General features: G+C 35.4%; 11 protein-coding genes. All 11 read right to left on the bottom strand.

The window, feature by feature from the left end; genetic code table 11:
• Positions 1-1,142, bottom strand: a 1,142-nt coding sequence (locus tag FOF46_RS30885; protein WP_143919260.1) for a hypothetical protein, incomplete at its 3' end; no start/stop codon positions are given.
• A complete protein-coding gene (locus tag FOF46_RS30880; protein ID WP_143919259.1) occupies positions 1,139-3,049 on the bottom strand; it encodes a BACON domain-containing protein in 1,911 nt (636 codons plus the stop codon). The genes FOF46_RS30880 and FOF46_RS30885, both read right to left, overlap by 4 nt.
• A gap of 3 nt (positions 3,050-3,052) precedes the next feature.
• Positions 3,053-6,325 (bottom strand): phage tail tape measure protein, encoded by a 3,273-nt coding sequence (locus FOF46_RS30875; protein ID WP_143919258.1) that lies wholly within the window; start codon positions 6,323-6,325, stop codon positions 3,053-3,055.
• The gene (locus FOF46_RS30870) at positions 6,318-6,809 is read right to left on the bottom strand and encodes a hypothetical protein (RefSeq protein WP_143919257.1); all 492 of its coding nucleotides are present in this window, start codon (positions 6,807-6,809) and stop codon (positions 6,318-6,320) included. The genes FOF46_RS30875 and FOF46_RS30870 overlap by 8 nt, the downstream gene beginning before the upstream one ends.
• A gap of 51 nt (positions 6,810-6,860) precedes the next feature.
• On the bottom strand, positions 6,861-7,370 hold the full coding sequence (locus FOF46_RS30865; protein WP_143919256.1) for a hypothetical protein: 510 nt from the start codon (positions 7,368-7,370) through the stop codon (positions 6,861-6,863).
• Entirely contained in the window at positions 7,363-7,941 is a 579-nt protein-coding gene (locus FOF46_RS30860) for a hypothetical protein (RefSeq protein WP_143919255.1), read from the bottom strand. Before FOF46_RS30860 ends, FOF46_RS30865 begins: the two co-directional genes overlap by 8 nt.
• 739 nt (positions 7,942-8,680) lie before the next feature.
• On the bottom strand, positions 8,681-9,019 hold the full coding sequence (locus FOF46_RS30845; RefSeq protein WP_143919252.1) for a hypothetical protein: 339 nt from the start codon (positions 9,017-9,019) through the stop codon (positions 8,681-8,683).
• The gene (locus FOF46_RS30840; protein ID WP_143919251.1) at positions 9,016-9,528 is read right to left on the bottom strand and encodes a peptidoglycan recognition protein family protein; all 513 of its coding nucleotides are present in this window, start codon (positions 9,526-9,528) and stop codon (positions 9,016-9,018) included. Before FOF46_RS30840 ends, FOF46_RS30845 begins: the two co-directional genes overlap by 4 nt.
• Positions 9,518-9,733: a hypothetical protein gene (locus FOF46_RS30835; RefSeq protein WP_143919233.1), complete on the bottom strand. Its 216-nt coding sequence runs from the start codon at positions 9,731-9,733 to the stop codon at positions 9,518-9,520. Before FOF46_RS30835 ends, FOF46_RS30840 begins: the two co-directional genes overlap by 11 nt.
• A 1,577-nt stretch (positions 9,734-11,310) precedes the next feature.
• Positions 11,311-12,249, bottom strand: coding sequence for a DUF6712 family protein (locus FOF46_RS30820; protein ID WP_143919248.1), 939 nt, complete (start codon positions 12,247-12,249; stop codon positions 11,311-11,313).
• Positions 12,246-13,399: hypothetical protein (locus tag FOF46_RS32045; protein ID WP_167572032.1), on the bottom strand; the 1,154-nt coding region annotated here is incomplete at its 5' end. The genes FOF46_RS30820 and FOF46_RS32045, both read right to left, overlap by 4 nt.

Raw genomic sequence — 13,399 nt, 5'->3', positions numbered from 1 at the left:
TTCAGGAAAGCAGAAAAGGTCATATCTGGTAAAACATCAGCAATACTAAAGGAATCCGGAAACACATTTAACCTACCATCATTAGCCCAAAATGTAAAATTATGATAAGGTGAAATATCTTCTATAGAATCAGTTACATTAAATCTAACCAAAGACATCTGTAACTCTAACAAGCCATAGTCCGTAATCTCTTCAATATTAAGACTTATGAGTTTATCCAATCTCCCTATAGTGTTTGTGTATATAGTTTTTCCTTTCATTACAATCTTAAAGTTTTCCACCTTTATATGACTAGGAAAATTCAGATAAGCTTTTATAGTATAACTACCTACAGTGTTAATATTCAATGTCTTTTTATAGGTCGATACAACATTGTTACCCACTTGTGTATTAAGGTTTGCTAGTTCAAATCTAAAACTGGGAGGTAACGGAGAAAACGTTTGTTCTAAAAACATCCCTGTATCCCAAATCAGTTTACTATTAATAGGATCACTAAAAAAATCACCTGCATAAGACAATCCAGCATGTTCAAATCCTACTTTTAATATTTTCTGAATATATGGATAAGGAGTAATTACGTTCCTGTTATAGATAATCTCTTCGCCATCCTCAATGGTTTTGTTATTTCGTACATAATTGGTTCCGTCAAAACTATTAAAGATCCCCTCGAATTTTTCATAATTGGTATTCTGATCGAATTCGGTATCAATAATCATAGGGAAATTATACCCAACCTCTGGAAAACCTTTAGTAATTATACTTTTTGCATGATTTTCTATATTATCAGTACTAATTACTGGCCAAGGTAAATCAGATAACTTTGTATCTAAAATAGGTAAGGTTTGATTTCCATAAACAAAGGATCCAGACAACCTTTCCCCATCGTACTGATCTAACTCCAAAATAGCTACACTGAAATTACCATCTTGCTGTAAAAACCCCTCATACCGAGTCTTATAATCGGTTATATTATCTTCATCAATAAATCCAAGTTCTAATGCTAATTCATCGGAGATTTTTATAGAGAATGGTAAAGAATACCCACTGACAAAATAATTATAAAACAAAGAGCTCTCTTCTATAAAAGTGAGTTTATGACTTGTCAGGTCAAGCTGCCAATCATCAGTTATAAATGCTATCATCGAATTGTTTTTTCAAAAGTTAGTTTGAACGACTTTTTAAACCTTCGTGTCAAATAAGGATCGAAGGAACTGTTTTTAGTATTGACCTGAATAAACCTACCATCGATAAGTAACCATATGTTTCTAGAAATGAACATTGATTCTAAATACCGTACTTCTTCCTGACTATACACCCATCCTGTATCGATTGTGAATTCTCCAATCGTATCGATCTCCAAGATTTCCTTTATCAAACTATTTCGGTTTAACCGATATTCATCTGAGGTATAACTGTACTTATTCCTAGATCGTATTTGTCCAGTACATTCGAACGTATCCCAACATCCCCATATATTTTCCCAAAAGACAATACAATGATCTATACCCAACGGTTTGATCTGGATATTGGTCTCTACACCAGAAACCGACATGGTAAATTCATCTCCAGTTGATAATCCTTCCAAATCTGACAAAGGAATTAACACCGAATACAGGTCGTTCCTTTCTAACTGAACCGAAATAGTTTTTTCAATGGCTCCACTAATTGTAATAGTTTCTGGAGAAGCACTATTTTGTTCTAAAAACGAAAAAGAAAGGATTCCTTTTTTGGTTATATAGATTTTCTCTGGAAGATTCGTCAATTTGGCGTCTGGAGGAGTTATACCTTTGATAAATCTAATGTCTTTTAAGGGTACTCCCCTTAGTATTTCGTCACTGAATATCTTATTCTCTGTAATATCTAGGTCTGTAAATGAAGGTGTGTAGGGTATATAGGCTTTTGATATCAATTCTCCTAAGTCATTTTTGGGTAGTTTGCCTATAATTTTTCGTATCTCCCCTCCAACGCGAGTCCTACTAATCCCTTTAAAAAAGGGGATGCCATATTTAAACCTATAGGACTGGTTTTGATTGGATGCTTTGACAATAACTGATAACTGAGTTTTTTCTGCACTGGATACCAACCTAATTGTATTTTCATCATCTGTAAAATATAGTTTATCAGGATCAAAAAGGTCTTCTATAAATGGAGTGATGTCAACTTCTACCTTTACTTTCTTTGTAATACTACCCAGAACAAGCACTACTTCAGACACAAAAACTCCAATACCCAAAGCATTAACATTGTCATTTAATTCTACATCAAAACTAAGTGTATTTTGATTTCCGGAGCTTCTACTAACATTCATCCAACTAGAAGTAGCTTCTATCGAAAAAGATCCTGATGCGTTTACAGAAACACTCCTTGGTGAAGATAAAAAACCATACCGCGTATGCTCCAAGCGTATTTCACTAGGGGTAGCAAACAAAAAATCCTCAGTCCCGAGCTCTCCATCAACCACCAAACTTACGGGTATAGTAAAGGTAGTGAGTGAATCCTGAACCCGAACATTACCATTATAAGTACCAGGAACAAGCGCTTGAACATTAACACCTATAATCACATTTGTATTACCAGTACCGCTAACCCTTGAAATACTAATCCAAGGCTGATCCCTAGAAATAGTATAACTATCCTCAGAAGTAATACCAAGACCTTGCGCTGCTGGTAAAGTAGAATTTCCTATCATATGATAGAAATCAAGCTTATTCGGATTTACAGTAGTAGGCTTTCTCTTGGTATAGTTTACCTGTACAGTATAGGTATTGATTAAAATATTGGCATATATATACGGATCGGGAGGAATTCCAAACTCTATGATTTCCCTTTCATAGATAAGTAAGGTAAAATTTCTGACCCCTTCAGGTAAATCGTTCACCCTATTATTTAAAGAAACCCTAATCTTATTATTAGGCCTATCTTGAGTTATAGTAATCCAGTTCGGTTTGGTAACTATTATTTGAGTATCCGTAAACCCCGGAGAAATTGATACTATTTGTGCAGGAGGAAACGCTTCACCTTCCTTATAATTAAAATTGATATCTGCCATTATTTATTGTCTTTTAGCATTATTTCTGGACTCTTTTATTTTTTGCAATCGTTCATCAAAACGTTGTATTTCATCATCGCCAATAAGAGAGACGGCAGTCACTCCCTCATCTAATAACCTATTGACAGCAGAAGAAAATAGTATCATTGCTTCATAAGGATCCTTCTCTTGGATATCTGTAGTATCCTGACGTTCTTCTTTAAATTCTGGTGGTGGCGTAGTAGTAAATCCTCCTTCAGCAAATTTCCCAAGCTTCATTTTTCTTTTATTCTCCAGATACTCCATAATTTGAGGAATTGCAGGATCTGTACTATTCATCACGAACTCAGGTATCACATATTCATTTGCGTGTACTGTACCTGCCACCTCATGTCCGGTTTCATCCAAATATCCTATCCCCGATGTATAACCTCCTTCTGCATAATTGTTTTTATCAGGTAAGGGTTTAGCCAATACCAATCCAGCCTGTAAAGCACCCATAGCCCCTATTAATGCAGTCCAGGGCATCCCCAAAGTTGTAGGAGATGCGGCAGCAGCTTTTGCAATCCCTAAAGCCGTATTTGCCGCGATTCCAAAAAGAGTAGAAATTTGTTCCCTTTTGGCTTGTTTGTATTCAACTTCAGCTTTCTTTTTCGCTAATTCCTGATCAAGTTTTTCAACTTCTTTATTATACGTCTCCTGATCAATAACCCCAGAATCCAATTGCCTCTTTAAAGCCTTTTTCTTTTTATCATTATTCTTCTCAAAACTCTTTAATTGTTTGGTTTCATTAGCTGCTAAGAAATCATTATACATCCCCCAAACATTCTGCAAGGCACCAACGACCATTTCGACTGCCTTAATTTTATCTTTGGCAGTATCTAAATTCTCAAAAGTGTTTTCCCAATCATCAATGGAGAAACCGAAAATATCTACTTCTCCTTTTAACCCTTCTACCTCAGGATCCTCTTCTTCCTCATTTTTAATGACACCAATTTCTGAAAGCTTAAGCTTTACCTCGTCTAATCGTTGGTTAAGTAATTCTTTCTGCTCATCGGTAAGTAATTTATCCCCAAGGTTTATTCCTGTATCTTCTCCGGATAATAGAGAAGTCATTACTTCTATCTGCTTTTTATAAAACGCTGCCTGGTGATCTAGTTCTGATAGTTCGAAATTCCTATGCAATGCATTTTTTGCATCATTTAAAGTTTTAATTTCAGATAGTTCCTTATCCGACAATGTACCTTTAAGTAATGCTTTAGCCTCCTCTACATTTTTTAATCTGGCTATCTCATCATTATGATCGGTTTCTCTTTGAATTACATCTTGATCATACCGTTTTTTTAGTTTTTCAAAATGATCAGCAATAGCCTCATTCTCAATCTTAGCGATATTGGTTTGGTGCTGTAATTCTAATATTTCAAGAGCTTTAAGCTCCTGAGCAGTCATTTGGTTTTTTTCTTTACGAAATAGCCCTGCTTTTTCCTTTCGCTCCTGAAACGCTACTAGCTCTTGTTCTAGTAGCCCCTTACTATTTAAGATAACAAGCTCCCTGAACTCCTTTTCCTTTTCCAATAGTTTTTGCAATTCTTCCTTTTGCTTACGGGTCATATGTATTCTACGGTTTTGCAATTCTTCCTCTGCTTTTTTTTGTTCTTCTAATTTTGCTTTATCAATAAATCCTTGTTTTCGGGATTCAAACTCAAGGTCTACTTTTTTTGAGGCTTCTTCTCGTATTCTTTTAATTTCATCCACAATACCAGAAGCAGAAGTTTTCACATCATCAAAAGATTCACTTACATTTTTCTTATAGTTATCGGCTGATTTTTTCGCACCATCAAAATCAAGGCTTATCAATTTTTGAAATATATCTCCAAAAGAAAAAGCCTCCCCAATCAATTCTTTAATACTATCGATCACTGATCGGAAATTACTACTAACAATGTTGGGCATTGCCTTTGTTGTAGCAAGGAAAAGGACTATTTGTTTTGCAATAAATTCATTTGAATCTGTAAAAGCTCCTCGTATACCACCCAATGCATTATAAAAAATAGTTTGAATCTTGGTCCATACCAGATCCATCTCACCTGCAAAAGCCACATAGTCATCAGATCGTAAAGCCTCATCTTTTGCTATAGCAAGCTCACGATGAGCGTCTGCGGTTTCTTTCAGCATTTGTTGAAGAGGTGTGAGTACGATCGTTTGATCCTCCAGTGCCTTATTAATTGCTTCAAAAATCTTTAAAGCTCCTCCTGCATCTTCTCCTGCACCTTTAAATAAATCAGCTGTTAATTGCTGTTGTTGCTGTACACTTAAACCATACTTTTTACTTTCTTTAATGATTTCCTGTAGTGCATTTTTGGTAGTAATCGTACCCTGTTTTATGCCTTTAAATAGTTTATCGGTGAAGGAGATTCCAAAAGCATTATCCAAAGCATCTCTAGTCGTATCCGTCTGCTCAGTCATTGCTAAATGGAATTCTTTTAATGCATCAGGAAGCTTATCTTTAAACACACCCAAATCATAGCCTGTAGCAATGATATTTTTAAATTCACCTACACTATATCCTGCATCGGCAAGAAATGGAGCATACTCATTTAGACTCTCTAAATACTCTTCATTTGCCACTCCACCTTCTATCAATCCCTCTTCTATGGTGTCTAGTGCTTCACCCCAACTGATTTTAAATTTTTTAACCAGAACATTAGCGGTTTCCAGAGTCTTCTTATAATCCTGGTCAAAAACTTCTGAAATGGTTTGTGCATGTAATCGAACTTCATGAGCATGCTCACCAACCAATCCTGTCACTTGTTCTGTAAGCTTGGCTGATTTCCAAACCTCTTTATTATACTTTGACCATTCTTTAACTGCTAAACCAACCCCTGCCAAAACAGTAGCAGCCAAAACCACAGGATTTGCGAGTAAGGATAATGCAGCCTTTCCTACACTTTTAATACTGCCTGCAATTCCGTTAAACCCTGCTTTTATTTCCTTATAGTTCCCTCTTTTAAACCCTGTAAATAATGAACCTACACTATCCGTGAAATCATTAACGACTTCTTCATCTGATTTCATTTGATCAATAAATTCTTCCTGGTCTTTTTTAGCATCATTCATTAGCTTCTTATACTGAGCGAGGTTTTTTCCTGCCTGCTTCCAGTTATCAGAACCAATAGGGCTTTTATCCAGTTGCCTTTTTGCCTTAAAGTATTCACGCTTAAAAGCGAGAAACGTATTTTCAACTTCCTTACCGTTTACCTTTATTTTAAATTTTAATTCTGGAGCGTTATTATTCATCCTGAGTAAGCTTTACAATGAGGTTATTAAATTTTGCCTGAAAAGATTCGGATCTGGTTTCAGCTAAATGTTCTGCCAAATATGTTAATGCTCCACTGGATTTATATACATCTTTGAAAATGGAACGATCTCTAACATTAAGAATATGAGCATCTCGGTTTGTAAATTCTTTACTAAATCTACTATTCGAAAAGCGTACAAAACTTCCGTCTCGCTTTCCCTTAAATCCATAATGATGTATAAAAGCATATTTGTTTGAGGTAGTATCAAGGCCTAGCAAAACATACTCTCCAAGTTTAGGGCGTACTTTACTGGCGCGAAGCATGGGCTTTATCTTTTTACCCTGAAAAACACCTCCACGGTTTTTTACATCAAATGCCCTGTTGATATTTTTATGCAAATAGCGAGTAGCCAAACGAGCAGCATGTGCTCCTATTTTGGCTTCCTTATCTCGTATGGTTTTTTGTTGTGCAGATAAAGGCATCTTTTTTTATGCAAGATGCTACTAGGGAAGAATCAAAAAAAGGACAACAGATTACAGTGATTCTATATCGCTCCAGTCATTGACATCTATAGTTAATGGTTGTTTCGTTTTAAGAGTAAGAGAAAATTCCATACCTACTAAACCAAGATTGGATTTTAATCGAATTTCATTAAATTCAACAGTGTTTTGATCAAAATTCTTATACAACCATTTTGAATCCGGTCTTTTGCTGTCATACGCAATTCGACTAAGCACTTTGAATCCAACCCTTTCACAATCTGCAATAGTGGAAGCTTCTAAAGTATAGTCATCCACTTTGGATATTGACTCTAATATCCCAAAATGGATAACCCTTCCGGCAAGGGTACGTTGATCGTTACCATTTAGTGCTCCCTCATATTTAAAGATAGTTAATAGTTTACCTGATATACCATACTTTGAGCTAAGTAAATCGTGTAGTTCTTGCTCGTTATACCCAACAAAATCATCAATCTCACTACATGAAGAAGCAAGAGTTCCAAGGTATTCTTTAATCTTATTATAATCTAAACGTTCATTCATTGTTTCTGGTAAATTCTTTTTGATCCGCTAACTCATCGTCAAGGATATTCATAAAATCATATAGATTGGCTTCCTTGGTATTAGATAGTGGTCCAAAAGGTTGATTTTCACTTCTGGCCATATTAAAGACAATCTTATCGAAGGAGTTATAAGTATTCTTCCCTGAGCCTGATGAGTTTTTAAACACATGGGTAAACCTTTGGATTAGCAACTGTCTACTCCCTATATATGCCAATACTACTGATAGTTTTTTATCTCTAGGCATTAACCTAACATATATAGAATGATCTAATTCTTTACGGGAAAAAACTTTACCTTTTGGTAAATACAAAATGGAAACCAACCTATTGAGTTCTTTATTATTCCTTGTCTTACACCAACTATAGTAAAACATATCTGCCATAGAAAATTGATCAATCGTAAGATTATTCATTCTGGAATCTGGACCGTACAGTTTTATAAATCCTAATTTTAAATATTTTGGAAATTCAGTTCTATCTGTAGAATTACTCAAAAACGCAGTGTGTTTATATAATTCGGCAAAAGGAACTCTGGCAATTAAATAGCGCATTTTAAAGGAATTCCAAATACTTTTCTTCCTTAAAAAAAGTATATACACCAAACCATGCTTGATCTTCTCCTCTGAAAACGCTGAAAATAATAAAGAAGCAATTTTAGCTAGTTGCCAATTATTAAGCTNTCTGTAGAATTACTCAAAAACGCAGTGTGTTTATATAATTCGGCAAAAGGAACTCTGGCAATTAAATAGCGCATTTTAAAGGAATTCCAAATACTTTTCTTCCTTAAAAAAAGTATATACACCAAACCATGCTTGATCTTCTCCTCTGAAAACCCTGAAAATAATAAAGAAGCAATTTTAGCTAGTTGCCAATTATTAAGTTCATTCCAAGTGGTTACTACTTTATAATTCATCTTTACCTCCAAATATGCGTTTAAAAAAAGGTTTCTTTTTCTTATGTAATGAATCTACTTTAATGGTTGTAGCGTCATTATCCAAAACNATTCTGGAATCTGGACCGTACAGTTTTATAAATCCTAATTTTAAATATTTTGGAAATTCAGTTCTATCTGTAGAATTACTCAAAAACGCAGTGTGTTTATATAATTCGGCAAAAGGAACTCTGGCAATTAAATAGCGCATTTTAAAGGAATTCCAAATACTTTTCTTCCTTAAAAAAAGTATATACACCAAACCATGCTTGATCTTCTCCTCTGAAAACGCTGAAAATAATAAAGAAGCAATTTTAGCTAGTTGCCAATTATTAAGCTCATTCCAAGTGGTTACTACTTTATAATTCATCTTTACCTCCAAATATGCGTTTAAAAAAAGGTTTCTTTTTCTTATGTAATGAATCTACTTTAATGGTTGTAGCGTCATTATCCAAAACTGGATCTATATTCAAATCAACATTACCATCTTTTTTAACCTTTAGCTTTTTGATTTCGGTTTTAAACTCATTGGTTATACTAGTGGTCTCTTTTCGAATAGATTCTACAATAATACTTTTCTGGTTATCCAACATTCTTTCCGCAGCACTTATAGAAACCAAATACCCTCCATACATCGCTGAAATCATGACAACAATAGTAATCATTAGGTTCTCTGCAAGGTTTTTATAATTGATCATCTTAAAAGAGGTTGGATTTTTTTAATCGCATATTTACCTGGACAAGCAGTAGGAGAAGTTTGCCTATGGTATCGAACCCCCACAATATTAAGATATGCACTTAAAGAATCCTGTAATCGTTTTGCAGCTTGTAACGCAGCATCGGGCAATTCTTTTTCATGATAGTTCCCTACAAACACAATCCCAATGGAATTTGTATTATTTCCCGAATCATGCCAACTGATTTCATTCACATCATTTAGTTGATATATTATTCCATCCCATCCAATAGCAAAACAATATCCGATTTCTGGAAAGCCTCGGTGCAGATGTCCTTTAGCAATTTGTTTCAATGATTGCCCTTTACTAGCTGTATGATGATACGTGATATACAAAGGTCTTTCCAGTGAACGCTTTCTATAGTTCTTGTTTTCACTTTTAGGTAATGAATCCGTCAGGTTAATCACTCCCATGGAAGCAAAAACTACACCTAATACTCCAATGATTCCACCTATTACTTTATTTTTCATTTTTAAGGGTTTTAAGTTGTTCTACTAATAATTCTTTTTCTGCTTTTTCTTTACTTTCCCGTGCTTTTTCAGCCTTATACTTTCTTATGTTTAGTAAGATTGCCGTAACACCAACCACCAAAGCCAAGCTTATATTCAAAACTTCAACAATGGATAAACTTGCAATCATCAATGCTATTCCGGAAAGTGTATTTTCTGTTTTCATAAAGTATTATTTTGGGATATATGATTATTCAGGAGTCATACTGATTACATTCCAATTCGTTCCGTCATGAAATTTAATTTTGTTGGCATCTTCGCTATCTGTTATATATGTTCCGGCTACAGGGTTTTCTATGGATGATTTTGGAACAGGATGAAGGATCATAGCTCCATTCTTTAAAATGGTAAACGCATCACTCGGCGCAAGAGATGTTCCATTGGCAGCATTAAACAGTCTATCCGTTCCAACTTTTTCAGTAGCTGAACCTGCTGTATATTGCGTGCCATAAGCACCAATTGAAAACTCCGCATAAGAAGGAGAATTAAGTCCTTCTCCAATAGCACCTGCATAATCTCCTCTTATATCATTGTCTGCACCAAATACAACATTATATTCGCCTGCTACAAAATTGTCATTCCCAGTTACAAAAGCAGCAAATGCATTTGGGTCAATTTCATTACCCCCATGAAATGCAACGGATAATGTNAGCACCAATTGAAAACTCCGCATAAGAAGGAGAATTAAGTCCTTCTCCAATAGCACCTGCATAATCTCCTCTTATATCATTGTCTGCACCAAATACAACATTATATTCGCCTGCTACAAAATTGTCATTCCCAGTTACAAAAGCAGCAAATGCATTTGGGTCAATTTCATTACCCCCATGAAATGCAACGGATAATGTAGCTACCGCACCTCTTGCAGTTGAAGGACTTGTACTAAAAGAAAAATCAACTGCAAAAGCTCCTATTTCACCAAAATTATTTGGATCAGATCCTACAAATCGATATCCAGTTTTACCGTTTTCAGTGATCTTTTCCAACCCAGAAGATGAACCACCAGATCCATCACTAGACCCTATGGGTATCCATCCACTCCAAACATCACTATTTCGACCTCTGTAAAAAAGTCCTTTCGCTAAGGAAGCAGCATCTCCATAAGGAATAGCAATTTGGGTAATAACACCAGTTCCATCATTGGATCCATACTCAAAACATAATGAATAGAATAATATAGTATCATCAGGAGTAGGTCCGTTGGTTGCATTACCTCGAATTAAACCGATATTAGTTCCTGGCTGATTATTACTTACAGTATTCCAATCTAATACAACATCAATATTTGAAGCGGTAAAACTATCTTTTATAGTATTATACACTTTTACAAACTCCTGTGGCAATCCAGATATATTACTGATATCAAGGTTTTGAAGGTCATCTTTATTTTGCTTGATGTAATTTACAATCTCCTGTAACTCATCCAGTGTAGTATCATCACTATTCAGCAGCGATAATATCTGATCTATAAAACCTTTTAATACAACCCCTTGATTAGCAGATAAAGCTGCATTGGCAACGGTAGATATAAGATCATCAGCGACCGAAGGAATATCTCCAAAACTCGGTGATTTTTCAATATCATCTGCATGAGCATTGACAACTTCTTTGATCTCATTAAAATCTTCAGCAGTTGCCTGCTTAGTTCGATCTTCAACCGGGCGAGGGTTCGTCTTTTCGTTATATGTAATTCTCTCTGACATAGTTCAAATTTCGATTTTCGGTGAGGCTAAAAAAAGGACATCATAATCCTAGGCCAGACTTTAGTTTTATAATATTTTTATTGGCAGGCTTCGATTCTCTTTGTGGTATAGGAAACACATCAGGATGTTTAAGAAGTAATGCATTTAGTTTTTTTAAATATTCTTCCCCGTCCTTTTGTTGGCTGTCTTTAAGTTTATGTAATCGTTCATCAGAATATTCACTAGTCTTTTCCCATGGAAGTTGCTCCCAGATATACATAGCTGAACTACCTGTCATTACAAAAGCTCCTGAATCTACAGATTTCGCAATGGTAAGAGCTACCTCGGCCTTTTGGCATAAATCCAAAGCTCTGGATAAGACAGGATCCATTGTTCTTGTTTTTATAAGGTTCATAGCCTCTTCTCCCAACATGGGTAAAAAATATTGTTCTTCTATTTTTCTTACTATAGGCTTTAAAGCAATAAATGTTTTTCGGGAACTGGAGATATTAAAGTGCTGTTGAAATTCATCCGTTCTTTTATTAAAATGTTCATTAAAAACCGAATACGCAGTACTATCCCGCCAATCCGCAAATTTATCTACATAATACTCCATGGCTTTTAAGGCTTCATCAATGGCCTCAAATCCTGTTTCTGTAAAACCCCGCTGAAGATCACGTTTTGTTGCCCAATCAATAGACTTGGTATCTTCCAGTTCTGTTTGTTTTGTACCGTAATTGGTAATATGGACGCATAGCTGCGCAAACCCTAAATGAAAAGCTAAATTTGCACTAGCCTCAGCTAATAAATACTTTACATCCACGATATCGGTATCGCTTCCATCGTGATTTAAAATAGTAGTGTACTCTTCCTTTCCTATATTAGGGATGATATATTTACGCTCTGCACGTTTAATAAAAGGTAGTGCTTTATCAAAGTCAAAATTCCAAGTAACATTGACATATTCCTGTAACTCAAGTCTATTGTTTACTAAATTCATATTCCTGATTGTTTACCGTTAGGGTTTTTATCTAAAGTGGTGAGCTTCACATTTTCAAAGCCTGCCTGTAACTCCGGATCCCACCCGTTCCATTCTTTAATCAAATCCCAAATCTGTAATGTGGTATCCCTTTTGGTTTTAAATAAAGCAGATAGAATATCAAAGGCTACACGCTTATCACTACCAGAACCAGATCCCATACTACCCCCTGGTACACCTGCACCGATAAGTGATGCATCTACCATCATCGCAAATAATATTTCAGTATTGGCTGCTGAAGCATCGGGCAGATAAGAACCATCTTTCATTTTATTATCGATAGGCTCGATCTCAATAGCATTCACCCATTTACCATCATCGTCCTTTAACTTTCTGGAGTACATACTTCTTCCGGAAGATTCATTACCAGACAAATGATCATCGATCGCTTTTAATGTTTCCTCACGAATTTTGTTACGCTGATCTACATCAAATTTGTCTGTCCAATCATCACCATATTGCCCTTCGAAATATGCTTCACTAACGTGAACCAAGAATTTAATATTCACTTGATTTTTGAATAGATGTTTTTTATACATCGGGATAGAGTTAGAAACCTCTAACCATCCATTATTAAAAATAGCGTGCCATGTGAGTTTTGGATAATAGGCCTCATCAGTCATCGTATAATGAACAGGCAATACAAATTCATGAAGCCTTTTTCTCTGGCAGTATTCTAAAATCTCCTCGTAACACCACATAGGATCTACACTATGAATTTTTGCAGCATCTTTAGTGTCATCATCATCCCATTGACTCTTAAAGTAAACCATTTCAGAAAAACCAGAAGACGGGTTCATCAGTTCTCGTCTACCCCATGCGGTTTTTTGTCTTCTAACACGTAATACCTTTTTATAATCTTTACTGATGATCAGTGAGGGGAAACCAATCCCATAACTTTCTAAATCGCTGATGGTTTCTGTAAAGAAGGTATTCATCTTGTTGCGTTTAAAGAACGCCTGTATCTCCGGATGATCTTCTTTATATTCTATTACTTTCTCCCTTTTCCCTGTAGTTTCTGATTTTTGATTTTTATAAAAGGTAAGACCATTACCATAGTGCGCAGATTTAAGTAAACTTAAGCCTCCGGAAGCTGCTCCATTTAAACGAA

It is taken from the genome of Aquimarina algiphila, assembly GCF_007489275.1.
Classification (GTDB): domain Bacteria; phylum Bacteroidota; class Bacteroidia; order Flavobacteriales; family Flavobacteriaceae; genus Aquimarina; species Aquimarina algiphila.
Note: the sequence above shows the minus strand (reverse complement) of the source record. Positions and strands in the feature narration are given on the sequence as shown.

Bases quoted from the DNA above. Each gene is read 5' to 3' on its own strand.
- FOF46_RS30880 (WP_143919259.1), bottom strand. From the start codon at position 3,049: ATGGCAGATATCAATTTTAATTATAAGGAAGGTGAAGCGTTTCCTCCT.
- FOF46_RS30875 (WP_143919258.1), bottom strand. From the start codon at position 6,325: ATGAATAATAACGCTCCAGAATTAAAATTTAAAATAAAGGTAAACGGT.
- FOF46_RS30870 (WP_143919257.1), bottom strand. From the start codon at position 6,809: ATGCCTTTATCTGCACAACAAAAAACCATACGAGATAAGGAAGCCAAA.
- FOF46_RS30865 (WP_143919256.1), bottom strand. From the start codon at position 7,370: ATGAATGAACGTTTAGATTATAATAAGATTAAAGAATACCTTGGAACT.
- FOF46_RS30860 (WP_143919255.1), bottom strand. From the start codon at position 7,941: ATGCGCTATTTAATTGCCAGAGTTCCTTTTGCCGAATTATATAAACAC.
- FOF46_RS30845 (WP_143919252.1), bottom strand. From the start codon at position 9,019: ATGATCAATTATAAAAACCTTGCAGAGAACCTAATGATTACTATTGTT.
- FOF46_RS30840 (WP_143919251.1), bottom strand. From the start codon at position 9,528: ATGAAAAATAAAGTAATAGGTGGAATCATTGGAGTATTAGGTGTAGTT.
- FOF46_RS30835 (WP_143919233.1), bottom strand. From the start codon at position 9,733: ATGAAAACAGAAAATACACTTTCCGGAATAGCATTGATGATTGCAAGT.
- FOF46_RS30820 (WP_143919248.1), bottom strand. From the start codon at position 12,249: ATGAATTTAGTAAACAATAGACTTGAGTTACAGGAATATGTCAATGTT.